Origin of the sequence: Providencia sp. PROV048 (assembly GCF_033688165.1) — a bacterium.
Classification (GTDB): domain Bacteria; phylum Pseudomonadota; class Gammaproteobacteria; order Enterobacterales; family Enterobacteriaceae; genus Providencia; species Providencia hangzhouensis.
In genome coordinates, this window is sequence record NZ_CP096360.1 from 1,205,049 (window position 1) to 1,224,083 (window position 19,035).

16 protein-coding genes are annotated in these 19,035 nt (G+C 43.0%); 4 read left to right on the forward strand and 12 right to left on the reverse strand.

The window, feature by feature from the left end; translation table 11 throughout:
* Positions 1-44: 44 nt before the first annotated feature.
* The 3 genes from M1F26_RS05090 to M1F26_RS05100 all read right to left on the reverse strand — a co-directional run bounded on the left by M1F26_RS05090 (position 45) and on the right by M1F26_RS05100 (position 4,208).
* Positions 45-836, reverse strand: coding sequence for an RHS repeat domain-containing protein (locus M1F26_RS05090; RefSeq protein ID WP_140171218.1), 792 nt, complete (start codon positions 834-836; stop codon positions 45-47).
* Positions 837-949: 113 nt separating this feature from the next.
* On the reverse strand, positions 950-2,698 hold the full coding sequence (gene ybaL, locus M1F26_RS05095; protein ID WP_140171217.1) for a YbaL family putative K(+) efflux transporter: 1,749 nt from the start codon (positions 2,696-2,698) through the stop codon (positions 950-952).
* 286 nt (positions 2,699-2,984) lie between these two features.
* Complete coding sequence (locus tag M1F26_RS05100; RefSeq protein ID WP_140171215.1) at positions 2,985-4,208, reverse strand: MFS transporter; 1,224 nt, start codon at positions 4,206-4,208, stop codon at positions 2,985-2,987.
* 258 nt (positions 4,209-4,466) lie between these two features.
* Between M1F26_RS05100 and ushA the strand changes: the two genes are divergently transcribed.
* The gene (ushA, locus tag M1F26_RS05105) at positions 4,467-6,131 is read left to right on the forward strand and encodes a bifunctional UDP-sugar hydrolase/5'-nucleotidase UshA (protein WP_096863262.1); all 1,665 of its coding nucleotides are present in this window, start codon (positions 4,467-4,469) and stop codon (positions 6,129-6,131) included.
* Between the two features lie 97 nt (positions 6,132-6,228).
* On the opposite strand, the gene ybaK is transcribed toward ushA, so the two are convergent.
* From ybaK to copA, 4 genes are all read right to left on the reverse strand, one after another.
* Entirely contained in the window at positions 6,229-6,702 is a 474-nt protein-coding gene (gene ybaK / locus M1F26_RS05110) for a Cys-tRNA(Pro)/Cys-tRNA(Cys) deacylase YbaK (RefSeq protein WP_004260336.1), read from the reverse strand.
* Between the two features lie 21 nt (positions 6,703-6,723).
* Positions 6,724-7,524, reverse strand: coding sequence for a TraB/GumN family protein (locus M1F26_RS05115; protein WP_110592243.1), 801 nt, complete (start codon positions 7,522-7,524; stop codon positions 6,724-6,726).
* 147 nt (positions 7,525-7,671) lie between these two features.
* Entirely contained in the window at positions 7,672-8,253 is a 582-nt protein-coding gene (locus M1F26_RS05120) for an HdeD family acid-resistance protein (RefSeq protein WP_004260329.1), read from the reverse strand.
* Between the two features lie 184 nt (positions 8,254-8,437).
* The gene (gene copA / locus M1F26_RS05125; RefSeq protein WP_140171211.1) at positions 8,438-11,371 is read right to left on the reverse strand and encodes a copper-exporting P-type ATPase CopA; all 2,934 of its coding nucleotides are present in this window, start codon (positions 11,369-11,371) and stop codon (positions 8,438-8,440) included.
* A gap of 119 nt (positions 11,372-11,490) precedes the next feature.
* Here copA and cueR point away from each other — a divergent pair, with 119 nt between their 5' ends.
* Positions 11,491-11,901, forward strand: a complete 411-nt coding sequence (gene cueR / locus M1F26_RS05130; protein ID WP_096863259.1) for a Cu(I)-responsive transcriptional regulator — start codon at positions 11,491-11,493, stop codon at positions 11,899-11,901.
* Here cueR and M1F26_RS05135 read toward each other — a convergent pair.
* The 5 genes from M1F26_RS05135 to tesA all read right to left on the reverse strand — a co-directional run bounded on the left by M1F26_RS05135 (position 11,855) and on the right by tesA (position 15,745).
* Positions 11,855-12,334 (reverse strand): NfeD family protein, encoded by a 480-nt coding sequence (locus M1F26_RS05135; RefSeq protein ID WP_140171209.1) that lies wholly within the window; start codon positions 12,332-12,334, stop codon positions 11,855-11,857. The genes cueR and M1F26_RS05135 overlap by 47 nt on opposite strands.
* Positions 12,331-13,275 carry an SPFH domain-containing protein gene (locus M1F26_RS05140; RefSeq protein WP_004260315.1) on the reverse strand — a complete coding sequence of 315 codons (945 nt, stop codon included), beginning with the start codon at positions 13,273-13,275 and terminating at the stop codon, positions 12,331-12,333. The genes M1F26_RS05135 and M1F26_RS05140 overlap by 4 nt, the downstream gene beginning before the upstream one ends.
* 13 nt (positions 13,276-13,288) lie before the next feature.
* A complete protein-coding gene (locus M1F26_RS05145; RefSeq protein ID WP_140171207.1) occupies positions 13,289-14,146 on the reverse strand; it encodes a co-chaperone YbbN in 858 nt (285 codons plus the stop codon).
* A 75-nt stretch (positions 14,147-14,221) separates the two neighbouring features.
* Entirely contained in the window at positions 14,222-15,025 is an 804-nt protein-coding gene (locus tag M1F26_RS05150) for an SDR family oxidoreductase (protein ID WP_140171205.1), read from the reverse strand.
* A 78-nt stretch (positions 15,026-15,103) separates the two neighbouring features.
* Positions 15,104-15,745 carry a multifunctional acyl-CoA thioesterase I/protease I/lysophospholipase L1 gene (tesA, locus tag M1F26_RS05155; RefSeq protein WP_036958279.1) on the reverse strand — a complete coding sequence of 214 codons (642 nt, stop codon included), beginning with the start codon at positions 15,743-15,745 and terminating at the stop codon, positions 15,104-15,106.
* On the opposite strand from tesA, the gene ybbA reads away from it, so the two are divergent.
* Together ybbA and ybbP are read left to right on the forward strand one after the other, a co-directional pair.
* Entirely contained in the window at positions 15,713-16,399 is a 687-nt protein-coding gene (gene ybbA / locus M1F26_RS05160) for a putative ABC transporter ATP-binding protein YbbA (protein ID WP_004260298.1), read from the forward strand. The genes tesA and ybbA overlap by 33 nt on opposite strands.
* Positions 16,396-18,843: a putative ABC transporter permease subunit YbbP gene (gene ybbP / locus M1F26_RS05165; RefSeq protein WP_215954393.1), complete on the forward strand. Its 2,448-nt coding sequence runs from the start codon at positions 16,396-16,398 to the stop codon at positions 18,841-18,843. The genes ybbA and ybbP overlap by 4 nt, the downstream gene beginning before the upstream one ends.
* The last annotated feature ends 192 nt before the right edge of the window (positions 18,844-19,035 follow it).

Here is a 19,035-nt window from a genome sequence, read left to right on the forward strand (position 1 = left end):
TGACGTTTTATCGTCATGGATTTTTTGTGGAATATTAATTAATTTTAATAGTATTGGTACTGGTATTTAAACGTCTCAATTAAAGGGGCTGGCTGGCTACTATGTGAGTTGGTTACTGTTTCAGTTAAGCAATTACCATATTTATCAGTTTCTAGGCATTCAATAATGGTAGTTATCTCATCAGTATCAATTTTAATTGTCCGAGTTTCTTTCTGAAAGAAGCCATCAGAGTCATAAGTAAATTGGCGAGTATCACGCCCTGAATTTCCATGAATAGCGGCTAACCTACCTTGGTCATCATAAGAATATTGGTAAAACACCTCCATCCCTTCAGAAAACCCTTTTGTCGAATCTATTTTGCCATTGTTATACTTAGCAGTGACAGTGTAGTCTTTGCCTGCCTGATCTTGAGTTTTGACTGCTGATATTTTGCCGGATGGATCTTGTTCAAAAGTGAACTTGCTTTCCATATTCTGCACGGGTTGACCTAATGAAATCAGGTTCACCATTTGATAAGTTGGTTTTCTCTGGATTGTTCTTTTCAGTGATGAATTGAGCTCTCCATTTAAAAACCATTTTGATTCACTTTGATAGCTTTCTAGTTCACCGCAAGGTAAAAATGCCATTTTAAGAGTTTTACTGTCTAAGGATGAACCTATATGGGCTGAGCTATAGTTTACGGTTTTAATTGTTTTGATAGGGCCATACACGATTTTTTGCGTCATCAAATGCAAATTATCATCATGCATATTCCGTTGTTCATCACTACAGTTTTCAACGGCATAAGCAGATGAAGCAAGCAAGGTTAATAGAGAAAGTAAAACTGTTTTTTTCATTCGGTAAGTTCCTAGATGATTTATGTTTACGGAATACTACCTAAGAGATGAGCAAAAAGTTTGCGTAAAAAAGCCGTAATCCAAAGGCTACGGCTTTAAAGATAGGGTGGTGTTTAGTGGCTAGGTTTTAGATATTCATCTAAGTTTTTGCCTTCAACTTTTTTATTGTCGTTATCAATAAAATCATCGATAGAACAACCGAACTCTTCCACATCATTGCACATGAGTGTTGCCATGGACTTAGCAATTTCATGTTCACCAATAATGATATGCTCAGCCCCTCGTTCTTTGATAAAACTGACTTCATCATCATAATGGGCGCGAACAATCACAGTGATATCTGGGTTCATTTCTTTTGCTGTTGCGACAATTTCCCCAGCTTCATAACCATTCGGAATGGTTAAAAGCAATGTTTTGGCACATTCAATACGCGCAAGGCTAATGATATCTTTATTTGCACCATTGCCTAAAATTGCACTAAAGCCATTTTCAGCAAGTTCTTCAAACCGAGCGCGGGTATCCTCAACAACAACAACCGGAATTTCCCTTCTACGCAGTTTGTCTGCAAGCATGCCACCTACTCGACCATAACCGACGATGATTGCGTGGCCGCAGATATCGACAGGAACTTGGGTTTCTTCTTCCAGAGTCTCTTCCAGCAGTTGCTCTTCGATAGTCTCAGTTTTCTCAAGGTACTTATCTAATAAGCTAAATAGCACAGGATTTAGCATAATCGAGACAATTGCGCCTGCTAATACTAAGTTTTGTGCGTCTTTATCCATTACGCCTAGGGTTAAGCCCATACCGGCTAAGATAAAGGCAAACTCACCAATTTGTGCAAGACTAACAGAAATAGTTAATGCGGTTCGCCGAGAATGACCAAACATCCTAACAAGTACTAAGGCGGCTGCGGATTTACCAATAATGATAATGGCGAGAACGGCTAAAATCCCTAGCGGTTGCTCAATTAATACCACTGGGTCGAATAGCATCCCAACTGAGACAAAGAACAGGACGGCAAAGGCATCGCGTAATGGCAGCGTGTCTTGTGCAGCACGGTGGCTGAGCTCAGACTCATTTAATACCATCCCTGCGAAGAACGCACCGAGGGCAAATGAGGCATCGAAAATAGCCACAGCGGCATAGGCAATACCCAATGCAAGTGCTAGTACGGCAAGAGTAAACAGTTCACGAGAACCTGTTGATGCGGTACGTGATAAAATCCATGGGATAACTTTACGCCCCACGACAATCATAATAAATATGAATAGAACAACTTTACCTATTGTCCATGCAAGGCCTAACGTGAGTTCACTGAAGCTAGCGTCATCGGTGTTCATGATAGCCGCAGCAGCAGGCAGAAGAACAAGTGTTAAGACCATGGCGAGGTCTTCAACAATCAGCCAGCCTATAGCAATTTGCCCACGCTGACTTTCAATCAGTTGGCGTTCTTCTAAAGCACGTAGTAATACGACGGTACTGGCGGTTGATAAACACAGGCCGAATACAACACCTGTAAATATTCCCCAGCCAAATAACATGGACAGGCCAAGACCCAGTAAGGTTGCTACTGCGATTTGTGCAATGGCTCCAGGAATGGCGATAGCTTTAACAGCAAGTAAATCTTTTAATGAAAAATGTAGGCCTACCCCAAACATCAGTAAGATAACACCGATTTCAGCAAGTTCAGGCGCCAATGCTGCATCAGCAACAAAGCCAGGGGTAAATGGGCCTGCGAGAACACCGGCCGCAAGATAGCCAACTAAAGGGGAAATTTTTAATCGCTGCGCGATCATACCTAACAAATATGCAAGGGCGAGACCACCAACAATGGTTGTGATTAAGGGCGTTGAATGCTCCATTTAGTCTCCTCTGGTGAATATAAAAATAGAAAGGTGGGTACATGCCGTTGACTTTTAAAATGAGGCCTTCATTTTAAAATGCAAATTGCATGTTTTTATATTCTAACTTTTTTTGAGATAAATTTCCTTAAAAAAATGAAATGTTTTTAAAAAAAAGACAGGTTAAAGGAGCTAAATCGTTACAAGCTGTGTGTTTATGAGATTTTTATCTGAAATTAATCTGAATTATGGAAGGAAAGACCCATACTTATTTTTAGGTAAGTATGGATAAAATAAGAAAATAAATCTATTTTTTGCCAATATTTGGCAGCAATACTGTAAAAATCCCAAGTAAGGGTAAGAAAGCACAATAATGATAAACTTGTTCAATACCGGTCTGGTCTGCGATATGGCCTAAAACGGCGGCGCCAACGCCCCCCATACCGAATGCTAACCCAAAGAACAACCCTGATACCATGCCGGTTTTACCGGGGATCAGCTCTTGTGCGTAGACTAAAATAGCCGAAAATGCAGAGGCTAAAATCATACCAATAATTACGGTAAGCACCCCAGTCCAATAAAGAGATGCATAGGGTAAAATTAAGGTAAATGGCGCAACTCCAAGGATTGAGAACCAAATAACGTATTTACGTCCTATTTTGTCACCTATTGGCCCACCAATCATAGTACCTGCGGCAACGGCAAATAAGAAAACAAACAAATGAATTTGAGCATTTTGTACAGAAACACCGAACTTATCGATCAAATAAAAGGTGTAATAGCTACTGATACTCGCCAAATAGAAATATTTTGAAAAAATCAGAATTAACAGTACTGCCAAAGAGCCAATAATTGTTTTTCGTGGTAAGACTTTAACATTCCCTGCACTGATCGGCTTTTTACTTGCTGCGCGGTGTTGTTGTTTGTACCAGCTACTGACTTGCAACAAAATAACAATTGCAAGCAGAGCAGCGAGCGAGAACCAGCCAATATTGCCTTTTCCGTAGGGTTCAATAATTAGTGCTGCAAGTAGTGGCCCAAGGGAGGCGCCCAAGTTGCCTCCGACTTGGAAAAATGATTGTGCCAGACCATGACGACCCCCTGAAGCCATACGAGCAACACGAGAAGATTCAGGATGGAAGACAGAAGAACCAGTTCCAACCAATGCTGCTGCAAGTAATATGGTCGGGAAGGTTTCTGCCATCGCTAACAAGATTAACCCCGTTAGCGTGAAGCTCATTCCTATTGGCAAGGAATAAGGTTGTGGATGTTTGTCCGTATAGTAGCCAATAATCGGTTGCAACAGTGATGCGGTAATCTGATAAGTAAGGGTAATCATCCCGATTTGGGCAAAACTCAATGAGAAATCAGATTGTAATAAAGGATAAATGGCTAAGATCAGTGACTGGATCATGTCATTGAGTAAATGAGAAACACTGATCGCAGTTAGGATACTAAAGAGCGTTTTCCCTGTTTTATTTAATGGCTTTGACGGGCTTGGGTTGTTGGGGGTTGTGGTTTGCTCACTCATGTCATTATCAACTTTTTGTGTTACATAATTGTTATTAATATAACTGAAATACAATTTATTTAAATGAATAAATAAATCACGTGAATAACTAGTGCTCGTTAATTGTTTGATGGCGATCTCATTTTTATGAAACGAATTTCTTATTCTGCAATAGGTATCAAATCCTGCTCATATTTTTATGCTATAAGACAGCAGGTAGTGACAAACTATAATCTAATATGACTGTATAAAAATTCCTATACCAGCAGGGAGAAATGTATGAAGTTTGCATTTAAGGCATGCGCATTAACGGTATCGTTAGCGTTAATACCCGCAACTATGGCAAATGCGTGGGAAAAAGACAAAACATACAATATTACCATTTTGCATACCAATGACCATCATGGCCACTTTTGGCACAACGACCACGGTGAATATGGTTTAGCAGCGCAAAAAACGGTAGTTGATGAAATTCGTGACGAAGTTGCTAAGCAAGGTGGCAGTGTTTTACTGCTCTCTGGTGGCGATATTAATACCGGTGTACCAGAGTCTGATTTACAAGATGCAGAACCTGATTTTAAAGGAATGAACTTAGTCGGTTACGATGCAATGGCATTAGGAAACCACGAGTTTGATAACCCACTTGAAACGCTGCGTCAGCAAGAAAAATGGGCAACTTTTCCGTTTTTATCCGCCAATATTTATCAAACCAGTACAGGTAAACGCCTTTTCAAACCTTATCAAATCTTTGATAAACAAGGTGTAAAAATTGCGGTTATGGGTTTAACCACTGATGACACCGTGCGTATTGGTAACCCTGCCAACTTCCCTGATGTCGAATTCCGTGTGCCTGCGGACGAAGCCAAAAAAGTGGTTGAAGAGCTCCGTGCGACAGAAAAACCAGACATTATTATCGCAGCAACCCATATGGGGCATTATGATGATGGCAACCATGGTTCGAATGCCCCAGGCGATGTAGAAATGGCACGCAGCTTACCCGCTGGTTATTTGGATATGATAGTGGGTGGTCACTCACAAGACCCTGTTTGTATGTCTCAAGAAAAGAAAAACTACAAACAGGAAGACTATGTACCCGGTACACCGTGTGCGCCAGATAACCAAAATGGAACTTGGATTGTGCAAGCCCATGAATGGGGTAAATATGTTGGCCGTGCGGATTTTGAATTTAAAAACGGTAAGTTTACCCTGAAGCACTACCAGTTAATCCCAATTAACTTGAAGAAAAAAGTCACAAAAGAAGATGGGACTAGCGAGCGAGTTTACTATACGCAAGAAATTGCTCATAACCCTGACATGATGAAATTACTGACACCTTATCAAGAAAAAGGTGACAAGCAATTGAGTGTTAAAGTGGGCTCAGTTGAAGGTAAACTTGAAGGTGATCGCAGTAAAGTGCGTTTTGTGCAAACCAATATGGGGCACCTTCTGTTAGCCGCACAAAAAGAACGCGCAGGGGCTGATTTTGCGATTATGAGCGGCGGCGGTGTTCGTGACTCTATCGAAAGTGGCGATATCACTTATAAAGATGTGCTTAAGGTTCAACCGTTTGCCAATGAGTTAGTTTATGTGGACTTCAAAGGTGATGAAGTTATCCCATATCTGACTGCGGTTGCGAATATGAAACCAGATGCAGGCGCGTATGGTCAGTTCTACAATGTGAATTTAACCCTGAATAAAGATGGCACGATTAGTGATGTCAAAATTGATGGGAAGCCTGTTGACCCGGCCAAGACGTATCGTATGGCAACGTTGAATTTCAATGCAATTGGTGGGGACGGTTACCCGAAAATTGATAACCACCCTAATTATGTTAATACCGGCTTTGTCGATGCGGAAGTGCTCAAAGGGTATATTGAAAAACACTCCCCGCTGAAAGCGGCAGACTATGAGCCAAAAGGTGAAATTATTTATAATAATAAATAATTAAATCATTATTACCTTGAAAGCCCCACTTTATTTCACAGTGGGGCTTTTTAGTTTAATACTATCCAATAATCCTCAATGCCATCAAAGTGTAATGCTATTTTCGTATTTCAGCGAAGGTTGCATTCAGCACTTTGGCGAGATCGGTAGGAGCAAGTTCAATATCTAGCCCACGTTTCCCACCTGAAACAAACATAGTGGCATATTGCTGAGCTTGGTCGTCAATTACTGTTGGTAAGCGCTTTTTTTGACCTAATGGGCTAATTCCCCCAAGCAAATATCCCGTTGTTTTTTGAGCGATTTGTGGGTCCGCCATTTCAACTTTTTTGACCTTAAACACTTTGGCAACCTGTTTTAAATCTAATTGCCCCGAAACAGGTGTTACGGCCACGGCTAACGTTTTTTGATCGCCATTGAGTGCGACTAACAAGGTTTTAAACACTTGCTTGGCATCTAACCCGAGTTTTTGTACTGCTTCATCACCAAAGTTACTTTCATTTGGGTCGTGGTCATAAGGATGTAAAGTGAAGGAAATTTTTTGTTTTTCGAGTAATTTAACGGCTGGGGTCATTTTGAGCCTTCTATTTATGACTTAGTTTCGCAAATATTCTACCAGACTATTTTCACCAAACAGGTGTAACGCACCAACGGCAACCACATAGTTACCATCAGGAAGTGACCTAAGTTGTTCGCTCCAATTCGCGTTTCGTTGCTTCATCAATACTTGGTAAATATCTTCGCTAAAGGTATTGGGTAAAGCGGTACGATTATTGGGTTGGTAGTCTAGCCACCAGCCTATCATCGTTTGTAGCGAGCGCGCGTTTTCACGCCAGTGTTTCAATGAGTCTTGTAATAACGCTAACCCATTATTAGGCAAAGAAAGCAGCAATTCAACTTGAGAGGCGGTTCCTTCTAGTTCAATAATTGGTTTGAGTTGTGATTGCGCATTACGGATAAGTTGGTAGTCAATACCGTAGTGGCCTCTAAGCCCGAGTTCTTGGGCTTGGGTTGCTTGCAAAATCAGGGCGATTTGCCATGAGGGTAAGGCATCAAAGCGTTCGGGGGATTGGCGGAGCTCTAAGCAATATTGTTGAAAAAGGTGATATTCATCAAGAGTGAGTCGTTGTTCGACAGGGAGAAGTTCGGTGGTATCGCTAGGAAATGGGGAGTGAGTTTCAGTGATATCCGCCTCAACGATCAAGGCATCTGCGAGATTAAGTTTATCTAATAATGTGGCAGACAAAGGAAACATATTTTCTGTTCCCATATGGATGCTACCCACAACGTGCAATTTAAGATTTTTTGATAGCCGAATATCAATGGCAGGGTAAGGGTAAGCCGGAGCGGTTTGCGTATGAAGCCAATTTTTTAAATTTTCGAACAGTTTACCCACGATTTCGCCCCTGTGTTATCTCTCATTTTATTAGGTTAAACAATCTAGCCGCAATTTGCGAATACTCATCGCTAATTGCGCATTTTTTAGCAGATTGATGACATCGTGGAGGCGAAAAAATGCCCCTGTCAAAGGGGCATGGTAGGGTTAATTATTTTTACTGATACCTTTAAATACACTGAGTAACGTGAACAAACTAAAGGAACTAAACACCATTTCGATACCAATTAGGGTTGTCAGTAAGGTAATTGATGTAATTGGGCCATTACCGATAAGCAAATAGGCAATAAAGAAATCTAACAGCCCAATGATGATTTGTAACCAGCCACCCGCTGAACTAATTTGTTGGAAGCCGACATACAGCCGAATGACCCCACCCACGATAAATAAAGCCGCCACTAAAATAGCCAAAGCTACCAAACTTTGTAACGGATCTTTAATAAACGAGTAGCCGACAATGATATAGATAAGGCCAATAACAAAACCAAATAACCGGGACCAACCGGTATAGATCACGGTACTTAGAATGCTTACAATCGCGCCAACGCCCCCAATAATCAGGAGCACCCCAAGTACGGTACTAACGGCAATGCCTGAAATCATTGGGTTGATAATGCAAAAAATTCCACCAGCCAACAGTAAAATGGATAAGATCACCAAAAAGGTACGTTGCTTTTTAAACTCTTCGCCTGCAAGTTTGGCGAGTTTTTCACGATCAATATTAAGCATTTTGTACTCCAAATATTAAGTAACTAACTATTTATAAGTATAGGCTTAGCTTGATATTAATGACATAAAAAATAATGCGATTTTTACTTAGTAAGAAAATGAAGTGTTGTGGTGACAAGGTTTCGATATGAACAGCATTCATCATTAAAAAGGGAGGAACTCATGTTCCTCCCACTTTTGGGTATTATTTTTCAGGTTTAAAGCGTAATAAGCGGTTTGCGTTACTGACCACGGTAATGGATGATAAAGCCATTGCCGCACCTGCAACGACAGGGTTAAGTAAAGTCCCGGTAATTGGGTATAAAATACCCGCGGCAATTGGGATACCTAAGGTATTGTAAACAAAGGCCCCAAATAAGTTTTGCTTCATATTACGCAGTGTTCCTTTCGAAATAGACACTGCATCGGCTACACCATGTAAGCTTTGGCGCATCAGGGTAATCGATGCCGTTTCAATAGCGATATCACTGCCGCCGCCCATCGCAATACCTACATCAGCTCGGGCGAGAGCAGGTGCATCATTGATACCATCACCCACCATTGCCACTTTGTGGCCTTTGGCTTGTAAGGCTTCAATAGCAGCAGATTTACCGTCTGGCATGACGCCCGCAATGACTTCATCAATACCCGCTTCTTTGGCTATGGCGTTGGCAGTTACTGGGTTATCCCCAGTTAACATGACTAATTGGAAACCTTGTTTATGTAACCGCGCCAGTGCGCTTATGCTATCTTCACGCAATGGGTCACGGATAGATAACAGTGCGGCAACTTTACCATCAACAGCCAGTAGAACAGGTGTTACGCCTTGAGTGGCTTGTTGGTGTAATGTTTCTTCAACGTCACGGGTATCAACATTATTTTGCGCTAACAGTTTTTGGTTACCTAACAAAATAGTTTGGCCGTTAATTATTGCACTAATACCTAACCCAGCTAAGGTTCTAAACTGCTCATTAGCGGGTAGTGTTAAGCCTTTTGCGCGATTTAAAACAGCGCGGGCAAGTGGGTGATTAGAGCCATTTTCTAATGAAGCGGCAAACTGTAAGGCGGTATCTTGTTCGAACCCATTAAACACGTGGATATCCGTAACTTGAGGCATTCCTTCAGTTAATGTACCTGTTTTATCAAATACAATGGTATCTAATTCACTGGCTTGCTGTAATGCATCTGCATCGCGTACTAACACGCCAAACTCAGCCGCTCGGCCCACGCCAGAAATAATCGACATTGGTGTTGCAAGGCCAAGCGCACAAGGGCACGCAATAATTAACACGGTTGTGGTAATAACCAATGCGTAAGTTATTTGTGGCGCAGGACCAACAAAATACCAAATAGCCCCTGAAATCAAAGCAATAGCAACAACTACAGGCACGAATACCGCAGAAATACGGTCAGCAAGCTGGCCAATTTGTGGTTTACTACTTTGTGCTTGGCGAACAAGGTGGATAATTCGTGCTAAAGTCGTTTGGCTACCGACAGCAGCGGCACGGAATAGCACGGTACCATCTTGTACCACGGTTCCGGCATGGACTTGATCCCCTTTACTCTTTTGCTGTGGGATCGGCTCACCGGTTAGCATGGCTTCGTCTAACCAAACCTCGCCTTCGATAATTTCACCATCCACAGGCACACGATCACCCGTAGCTAAGCGTAAAACCATCCCTTTTTTGACTTGCTCCAGTGGCATATCCACTTCGCCTTGCTCTGTGACAACACGGGCAGTTGGCGGTGTCAGGTCTAGCAAGCGTTCAAGGGCTTTTGATGAACGTTGGCGAGCTCGTTGCTCTAGGGCATGACCAAGGTTAATAAGACCGATGATCATGGCACTGGCTTCATAATAAAGGTGGCGAGCTTGGTCTGGGAATAACTCAGGCCAAATATTCACCACAATCGAATAAAGCCAAGCCGCTCCTGTTCCTAACGCAACTAAGGTATCCATAGTGGCGCTGCCATTTTTCAGGCTTTGCCATGCATTACGATAAAAGTGTCCCCCTGCAAATACCATTACCGCAAGGGTTAATGCACCAATGGTGAGCCAAATGGTATGGTTTTGCTCAGTCAGCACCATGTTATCGCCCATCATCCCCCATACCATCACAGGGATACCAAGGGCAAGAGCTAATGCCGATTGCCAGCGAAAGCGGCGCATATTGGCTTGCGCGACTTCTTGTTGGCGCTCACGGCGTTTGGCTTCATCTTGAATGATCTCCGCGCCATAGCCTGCTTTGACAACCGCGTCGATTAAATCGTTAGGTTCAGCAGTTCCGGTGACTAAAGCACTGCGCTCTGCTAAGTTGACCCGTGCATTTTCAACACCCGGTACGCTATTTAAGGCTTTCTGAACTTTATTGACACAACTGGCACAGGTCATGCCATCAAGCAGTAACTGTACACTGTCATCCATTGGGCTAATTTCAGGTTGTTCACCTAAATCAGACTCTTGTGCCGGGATCTCACAGATTGCCGCTGAATCAGCTTCCGGCTGTTCAGTTGTGGTACTCAGCGGCTCAGTTTTTGGGTGAGATTCATTCTCAGTGGCTTGGTAGCCAGCGGCTTGAACCGCAGCAATTAAAGCGTCTACGGAGGCCGTACCACGAACAACAGCGGTTTGGGTATCGACAGTTGCGCTTTCAACACCATCAACCGCTTCTAGCGCCTGCTGTGTTTTAGCGGCACATTTCATGCAAGTTAGACCCGAAAGGGCTAAAGAGATCGCTTTTGTTTGAGCCAGTTCTGCATTGTAGCCAGCTTGTTGAACGGCAGCGATTAACGTTTGCGCATCCGCAGTGCCATATACCTTGGCGTTAGTCGTATCGACAACTGCAGCGGCGACACCGTCAACTTCTTCGAGTGCTTTTTGTGTTTTACCTGCGCATTTCATACAATTGAGGCCAGAAAGTTGTAATTCGATATCTGGGCTCTTAGCCACCTCAGCTTCATAGCCTGCATCGACGATGGTTTTAATTATGTCATCGACATTGCTATCACTTTCCATCACAGCATAATCGATAGTGACTTTTAAGTTAGTGACATCACCGTGCCCTTCGAGCGCTTTAGTGACTGAGCCGACACAGTGCATGCAGCTTAGCCCCTGTAATTTTAAAATAATCATGTTACTCATTTTGCAGCCTCCAAAACCCGTTTGATGTATTGGGTCTATAACTTTATCTACAATTAGGTCTATAATTCGACAATGAACAAAGGTTACACCTTCCAGCAAGGTTAAGGTCAAGAGGAATTATGAATATTAGTGAAATTGCCAAAAAAACGGGCCTAACTGCAAAAGCTATTCGTTTTTATGAAGACAAAGGGCTAATTACACCGCCTGAAAGAGGGGAAAATAGCTACCGTTATTATCAGGAGCGTCATTTAAACGAACTCGTATTGCTTAAACAGGCAAAAGATGTGGGTTTTACCTTGGATGAATGTGGTGAGCTATTAGGTTTATTTCGTGATCCAACCAGACATAGTGCTGATGTAAAGACGACAACGATAGCTAAGATAAATGAAATAGAGCAGACAATCGTTAAATTGTCTGCCATTAGAGATACATTACAAGAGCTCGTGGACGTATGCCCTGGGGATGATGGTGCAGATTGCCCAATTATTGATCACTTGGCACGTGGGTGTTGTCATCATGCGAAGGCTTAACCTGCAAGGTGATGCCGTCTACTGCGATGACCACCACTTCTGTATTGGCACTTAATGGCGTGTCGCTATAGACACGCCAACTGCCATCTGCAAGGCGTACACGGCTAAAACCTTCTTCAGTATCTGACAACAAACGGCCTTTAACGCCGATGAGTTGATGGCTAATTTGGTTGACGTTATCTGCCTTATTTTTTTGCCTATTCCTCAACCAGTTGCGCCATAACACAGCGGAGACAACGGTAAAAATGGCAAATAAAATCCCTTGCCACTCCCAACCGATAAATGGCAGTACCCAAGTGATAACCCCAACAAGCACCGCAGCAATACCCGACCATAAAAGATAGCCTGCGGTACCAAGAAGTTCACCAATCAGCAATAGCCCACCAAGGCACAGCCAAAACCATGCGGGTTGAGCACTGATAAGCTCTATCATTCTTTTACCTGCTTTTTCATGGCACTGGTTTTCTTGCTTTCTCCGATTAGCTCAGTAATCCCACCAATTGCGCCCATTAAATTACTGGCTTCTAATGGCATCATGATGACTTTGCTGTTTTCGGCAGAACCAATACTGGTCAGTGCATCGGTGTATTTTTGCGCCACAAAGTAATTAATAGCCTGCATATCACCAGCGGCGATAGCTTCAGATACCATTTGTGTCGCTTTTGCTTCCGCTTCCGCGGCTCTTTCACGCGCTTCGGCTTGTAAAAATGCCGATTGACGTTCCCCTTCGGCTTTGAGAATTTGTGACTGCTTTTCACCTTCAGCTTTTAAAATTGCCGCTTGGCGTATCCCCTCGGCCTCAAGAATATCGGCACGTTTAGTACGTTCAGCCTTCATCTGCGCATTCATCGCACTAATCAATTCTTTTGGTGGCTTCACATCACGAATTTCGATACGGGTAATTTTGACCCCCCAAGGGTTGGTTGCTTCATCCACCACGTGCAACAAGCGGCTATTAATGGAATCACGCTGGGACAACATTTCGTCTAGTTCCATGGAACCTAATACGGTACGAATATTCGTCATAGTTAAATTCAGTACCGAAAGCTCAAGGTTGCTAACCTCATAGGCTGCACGTACTGGGTCAACGACTTGGATAAAGCAGACAGCATCAATAGTGACATTGGCATTATCGCGAGAAATAACTTCTTGAGATGGGATATCAAGGACTTGTTCCATCATATTGATGCGACGGCCAATTTTGTCCATAAATGGCACAATAATATGTAAGCCGGGTTGCAACGTACGGGTATAGCGACCGAAGCGCTCAACGGTCCATTGAAAGCCTTGCGGTACTGTTTTAACACAGGTAAAAACAATAACGACAGCGACAAAAATGATAATCGGTATTGCACCAAAGGCGAACAAGTCCATATTTAACTCTTAATTAGTAAAGTAATGAATATACTTGGCGACGGTATTTACTGGCAATTGCATCACCGGTTCCCATTGCCGACATAATATCCATCATGGTTTTTCTTACTGCGCCGTCACCCGCACCCAAGTCGGTACGTAAAAAGCCGAATAACATTTCCAGCGCTTCTTCGTTGCGGTTCACCTCATGCAGTTTTAGGGCTAATTGAACCGCTAATGTTGTATTTTGTGGATCTTGATTGAATTCATCTTGTAATTGCTGAATTTCAGGGGTGTCCGCAGCTTGCTTCAATAATTCAATTTGTGCGATTAAACCTTGGTAACGACTGTCTTTATCCTGTAATGGGACAGCTTCTAAAGTAGCTTGTGCGTCATCAACGAGATTTAAACCGATTTGTGTTTCTGCCAATAATAACGTGATGTCGCTATTTTGGGGGTTCAACTGATGCGCTTCTTTTAACAATGGCAGCGCTTCTTGTGTTTTACCTTCTGCAATTAATTCAGCAGCTTGTGCTGCTTTCATTTCTTCTGGGCTTGGCAGCACGCGAGATAAAATTTCCAACACCACCTCTTCTGGTTGTGGTCCTTCAAAGCCATCAACAGGGCGGCCATTTTGTAATACATACACAGTAGGGATCGCTTTTAAGCCAAACTGGCTTGCGATCATTTGTTCTTCATCACAATTAACTTTAGCTAAAATAAATAACCCTGCGTAGTCGTTGGCAATTTTTTCCAACATGGTACCGAAATCTTGGCAATGAGGGCTACGCGGTGACCAAAAGTAAAACATGACAGGTAAGTTCATTGATTGTTCAATGAATTGGTGTAGGTTGGTTTCGTTAATATCAATTATCTGAGCGTTAGCAAACATAAGAAGTCTCTTTTGAATTTGTTATCAATAGAATTTGTGAGCAATAGTAATAAAGTGGGGCTGATTTTGCTTTTTTCAAGCTTTTTTCCCCTGATTTGCCAGTATTTTATCCATTATTTTGTCAGGTAAAATACGTTTTAAGATACGCACTGCGACGGTTAATAACGTGACAGAATAGCGAACTTTAGGGCGCGGGCTTTCTAACGCATGGATCAGTTTTTCTACCACATGTTCTGGTGTTAAGGTGAAACGTGAAGCAATACCTGGGTTTTTAACGGGTTTATCTTTTTGTGTTTGTTCAACATTTTGAGTAAAAGCCGTATGAATCGGGCCCGGTTCAATCAAACTCACTTTCACCCCTGTTCCTGCCAATTCTAAGCGTAGTGCATCGGACCAGGCTTCCAATGCGTATTTGCTGGCAGCATAAGCGCCACGTCCGGGAGTTGAAATAACCCCCATCACTGAACTAGTTTGGATAATTCGCCCTTCATGGTGCGCTAGCATTGCAGGTAATAGCAAAAACGTTAACTGGTGAACACCAAAAAAGTTAGTGGAAAACTGGGCTTCAAGTTGTTCGCGGCTGACGCTATTTAATGGGCCATACACCCCAAAACCAGCGTTGTTGAATAATCCGAAAAGGCGGTGATTACAGAGTGTTAACACCGTTTGAGCCGCGGTTTCTATGCTATCCTTATTATCGAGGTCAAGGGAGACAGTGTCATAACCTAGCTCTTTTAGGCGTAAAATATCGCTTTCTTTACGGCAGGCAACAATAACATGGTAGCCACGCTGCCGAAGTGTCTGTGCAGCACAAAAGCCAATACCGCTTGATGCACCTGTGACCAGGACTGATTTTTTGTTTCGTGCCGATGTTTGCATAACTTTACCTTGGTTTCATGCAACTGAATCTATTTCGGGTATAAAAGAGCGTTTTAGTACCCTTGTTTAACGTCTGTTTTATTTGCTAGACGGTAAAATATGTTCGAAAAGCTGTTTTTCCATAAAATCAGCAATGGATGGCTGGGCTTCAACGGTAGGGTGAATACCATCTTGTTGTATCCATTCAGGCTTAGTTATCACGGTTTCCATATAAAACGGCAGTAATGGAATTTGATTACTTTGCGCCAATTTCGGATAGACTTTTTCGAAACTTGTCGTATAACGTTTTCCATAGTTAGGTGGAATGCGAATTTGCATTAAGAGCGGCTTCGCACCGGATTGCACGATTTGATCGATAATTTGCTGTAAATTAGCTTCGAGTTGTTCAACTGGGAGACCTTGTAAGCCATCATTTGCACCTAATTCGATCAATACCCAGTTAGGTTTGTTTTGTTCGAGTAAAACGGAAAGGCGTTCTAACCCCTGTGCAGAGGTATTCCCACTAATACTACCGTTAACAATAGCAACGGGTGGGGAAAGTTTCTGCCAACGTTCGGCAAGCAAGGAGGCCCAAGCCTGCTCAGCCGGTAAACGGTAGCCTGCACTTAGGCTATCACCTAAGATTAATAGCTTAGTTGACGCAAGTGCGTGCCCACTTGCAGTCAGTAACAGGAGAAATACCAATATATGTCGGCGAATAATATTCTTGAAGTTCATCATCTCATTAAACGTGTTGGTCAAGGTGAACATGAACTGACTATATTGCAAGGTGTTGAGCTAATTGTCGAGTCCGGGCAAACAATTGCTTTAATTGGGGAGTCAGGTTCGGGGAAATCAACCTTGCTAGGGATTATTGCGGGGTTGGATGACGGCTCCAGTGGAACGGTTAATTTATTAGGTCAAGACCTTACTAAAATGGACGAAGAGCAGCGGGCACGCTTACGGGCACAAAGTGTCGGTTTTGTGTTCCAATCCTTTATGTTGATCCCAACCTTAAATGCCATTGAAAATGTACAACTTCCTTCTTTGTTACGTGGCGAATCTGAGTCTGAAAGCTACCAACACGCGGCGAGTTTACTGACGGATTTAGGCTTAAAAGATCGCCTAAAACATATGCCACCACAGTTGTCAGGGGGGGAGCAACAGCGTGTTGCACTTGCTCGTGCCTTTAATGGCCGCCCACAGATTTTATTTGCTGATGAACCAACGGGAAATCTCGATCGCCACACAGGGGATAAAATTGCAGATTTACTGTTTGATATGAATAAACAGCACGGGACGACCCTTATTTTAGTGACTCACGATAACGAGCTGGCTGCGCGTTGCCAACGCCGTTTGCGCTTGGTCGATGGGCAATTGAGGGAAGAAGCATGATTTGGCGTTGGTTTTGGCGTGAATGGAAAACTCCCTCGTTACTGATTGTTTGGCTTGCACTCACCCTTGCTGTTGCTTGTGTACTAGCTTTAGGGCGAATTAGCGATCGCATTGAAAATAGCATGAGTTACCAAAGCCGTGAGCTATTAGCGGGTGACTTAGTTTTACGATCTTCTCATCCAAGCGACCCTGCATGGTTACAAGAGGCCCAAAAAGAGGGTTTAACGTTAAGCCAACAAATATCATTTTCTACTATGGCTTATGCGACAGAAGATGAAGACGCTCGGCCACAACTGGTGTTAGTGAAAGCAGCGGATAAGGCATATCCATTATATGGTGAGCTTATCACTGAACCTGCTGGGTTAATCCCGACAAAAGGGGAGATATTAGTCGCTCCGCGGCTATTAGAATTATTGAACCTCAATGTAGGGGATAACATTGATATCGGAGATGCAACGCTAAAAGTCTCGGGTAAATTAATCCAAGAGCCCGACAGCGGATTTAACCCGTTCCAGATTGCTCCAAGAGTATTAATAGCGATTGAAGATGCGCCACTAACGGGGGCTATTCAAGTAGGCAGCCGATTAACGTATCGCGACATGTTTGCCGGTGATCGTCAGCTGATTGATGCATTTCAACAAAAATATGAGCAAGATCTGCGAAATGATCAACGTTGGTATACATTAAGCGAAGATAACGGCGCAGTAGGGAAAACGTTTCAACGTGCTCAACAATTTTTATTGCTATCAGTGTTATTAACACTGTTGCTAGCCATTGCTGCGGTCGTGGTTTCAATGACGCATTATTGCCGCAGCCGTCATCAACTAATCGCAGTATTAAAAACTCTAGGAGCAGGGCGTAGCGCATTACGTCAGTGGATTATTGGGCAGTGGTTAGTCATTTTAATTGCCGCAGCTTTACTCGGCTCATTATTAGGTTTGGCTTTTGAAGGCATTTTAATGCAAATCTTAGGGGCTATGTTGCCGAAGGAATTGCCACCTGCGAGTTTAATGCCTTGGGTTTGGGCAATCGGTACATTATTCATTATTGCTATTATTGTTGGCAGTCGCCCTTATTACCAACTGATGGCAACCCAGCCTTCAAGGGTATTACGTGAAGATGCCAAATCACCCGTTTGGCCGCTGTATTATTATCTGCCAATTGTTATTTTAATTGTGGTTGGTGGGTTATTTATTTTTGCTGGCGTAAACCCTCTGTTATGGTCAATTTTAGCGGGTATTGTCGTGGTGGCCATTCTACTTGCGCTGATTGGTTGGGTAGGCTTATGGGGGCTACGTCATATTAAGTTTCGCCAATTAAGTTTGCGTTTATCCGTTAGTCGCCTATTGCGCCAGCCGTTACAAACCATCACACAAATGAGTGCATTTTCGCTATCATTTATGTTATTGGCGCTGCTAATTTTAGTACGTGGTGATTTGCTTGATCGCTGGCAGCAACAGTTACCCGCAGATAGCCCGAACTATTTCTTAATTAATATGAACCAGTCACAGCTTGAACCTGTTACCAAGTTATTGGCTGAGTTTGATGTCAAGCCAACAGAGTTCAACCCTGTGGTGTTAGCGCGCTTAACCGATATTAATGACCAGTCAGCGATTGAATGGGCAGATCAACGTGATCCAAATAATAATACGGTACGACGTGAATTGAGCTTAACTTGGCAATCTGATTTAGCGCCAGCTAATGTGGTTGACGAAGGGACATGGCCACCGAAAGCGGGAGAAGTTTCGATCGAACAAACGGTTGTCAAAGAGCTCGGATTGAAATTAGGCGATAAACTAACATTTAACGCAGGGGCTCAGGTCTTTAGTGCAACAGTCAGTAGTATTCGTACGGTTGATTGGGAGAGCCTGCGACCGAACTTCTATTTTATTTTCTCTGAAGAAAGTCTTTCTCAAATGCCGGCCACCTGGCTGAGCAGCTTCCACTATGACGGTGATGGGCAGCTATTGACGCAACTTAGCCGTCATTACCCGACCATTAATGTGCTCGATACTGGCGCAATTATTACCCAAATTCAGCAAATTCTTCAGCAAGTTAGCCAAGCTCTTGAAGTTATGGTGGTACTGGTTATTTTTTGTGGGTTATTGCTACTATTGGCTCAAATTCAAGTGGGTATGAGCCAGCGAGAGCGGGAGCTTGTGGTATATCGAACATTAGGCGCTAGCAAAAAATTAATGCGTAGAACGCTATGGAGCGAATTTGCATTACTTGGCTTAATGGCCGGGCTTGCCGCAGCTTTTGGAGCAGAAATTGCATTGTGGCTGTTGCAAAGTAAAGTGTTTGACTTCCCTTGGCAGCCAGAATGGCGTATGTGGGTATTATTGCCTTTGTGCGCGGCAATTCTATTGTCTATTTGTGGTAGTTGGTTAGGACTGCGTTTATTAGGGACGGGGAGTCAGCACCGTCGTTTACCTAATAGTTAAATACTCGTCATACTTCGAGTTGCATGGGCATTGATTGCGCTCAGATAGGTTGATCTACATGCAACTCGAGTTATTTAGAATATGGTGGTATTAGGGAAATACCTTAATACCACTATTTATTGAATATTCTAAAAACAATCGATTTTTCAGTAAAATAACTGTCTCAAATTCATCACAAAAATGTCATTCATT

What these genes read in the sequence shown, in the direction of transcription:
- M1F26_RS05150 (WP_140171205.1), bottom strand. Translation starts at nt 15,025, where the DNA reads ATGCAAACATCGGCACGAAACAAAAAATCAGTCCTGGTCACAGGTGCA.
- cueR (WP_096863259.1), top strand. Translation starts at nt 11,491, where the DNA reads ATGAATATTAGTGAAATTGCCAAAAAAACGGGCCTAACTGCAAAAGCT.
- ybbA (WP_004260298.1), top strand. Translation starts at nt 15,713, where the DNA reads ATGTCGGCGAATAATATTCTTGAAGTTCATCATCTCATTAAACGTGTT.
- M1F26_RS05120 (WP_004260329.1), bottom strand. Translation starts at nt 8,253, where the DNA reads ATGCTTAATATTGATCGTGAAAAACTCGCCAAACTTGCAGGCGAAGAG.
- M1F26_RS05090 (WP_140171218.1), bottom strand. Translation starts at nt 836, where the DNA reads ATGAAAAAAACAGTTTTACTTTCTCTATTAACCTTGCTTGCTTCATCT.
- M1F26_RS05135 (WP_140171209.1), bottom strand. Translation starts at nt 12,334, where the DNA reads ATGATAGAGCTTATCAGTGCTCAACCCGCATGGTTTTGGCTGTGCCTT.
- M1F26_RS05140 (WP_004260315.1), bottom strand. Translation starts at nt 13,275, where the DNA reads ATGGACTTGTTCGCCTTTGGTGCAATACCGATTATCATTTTTGTCGCT.
- tesA (WP_036958279.1), bottom strand. Translation starts at nt 15,745, where the DNA reads ATGATGAACTTCAAGAATATTATTCGCCGACATATATTGGTATTTCTC.
- copA (WP_140171211.1), bottom strand. Translation starts at nt 11,371, where the DNA reads ATGAGTAACATGATTATTTTAAAATTACAGGGGCTAAGCTGCATGCAC.
- M1F26_RS05100 (WP_140171215.1), bottom strand. Translation starts at nt 4,208, where the DNA reads ATGAGTGAGCAAACCACAACCCCCAACAACCCAAGCCCGTCAAAGCCA.
- ybbP (WP_215954393.1), top strand. Translation starts at nt 16,396, where the DNA reads ATGATTTGGCGTTGGTTTTGGCGTGAATGGAAAACTCCCTCGTTACTG.
- M1F26_RS05145 (WP_140171207.1), bottom strand. Translation starts at nt 14,146, where the DNA reads ATGTTTGCTAACGCTCAGATAATTGATATTAACGAAACCAACCTACAC.
- ybaK (WP_004260336.1), bottom strand. Translation starts at nt 6,702, where the DNA reads ATGACCCCAGCCGTTAAATTACTCGAAAAACAAAAAATTTCCTTCACT.
- ushA (WP_096863262.1), top strand. Translation starts at nt 4,467, where the DNA reads ATGAAGTTTGCATTTAAGGCATGCGCATTAACGGTATCGTTAGCGTTA.
- ybaL (WP_140171217.1), bottom strand. Translation starts at nt 2,698, where the DNA reads ATGGAGCATTCAACGCCCTTAATCACAACCATTGTTGGTGGTCTCGCC.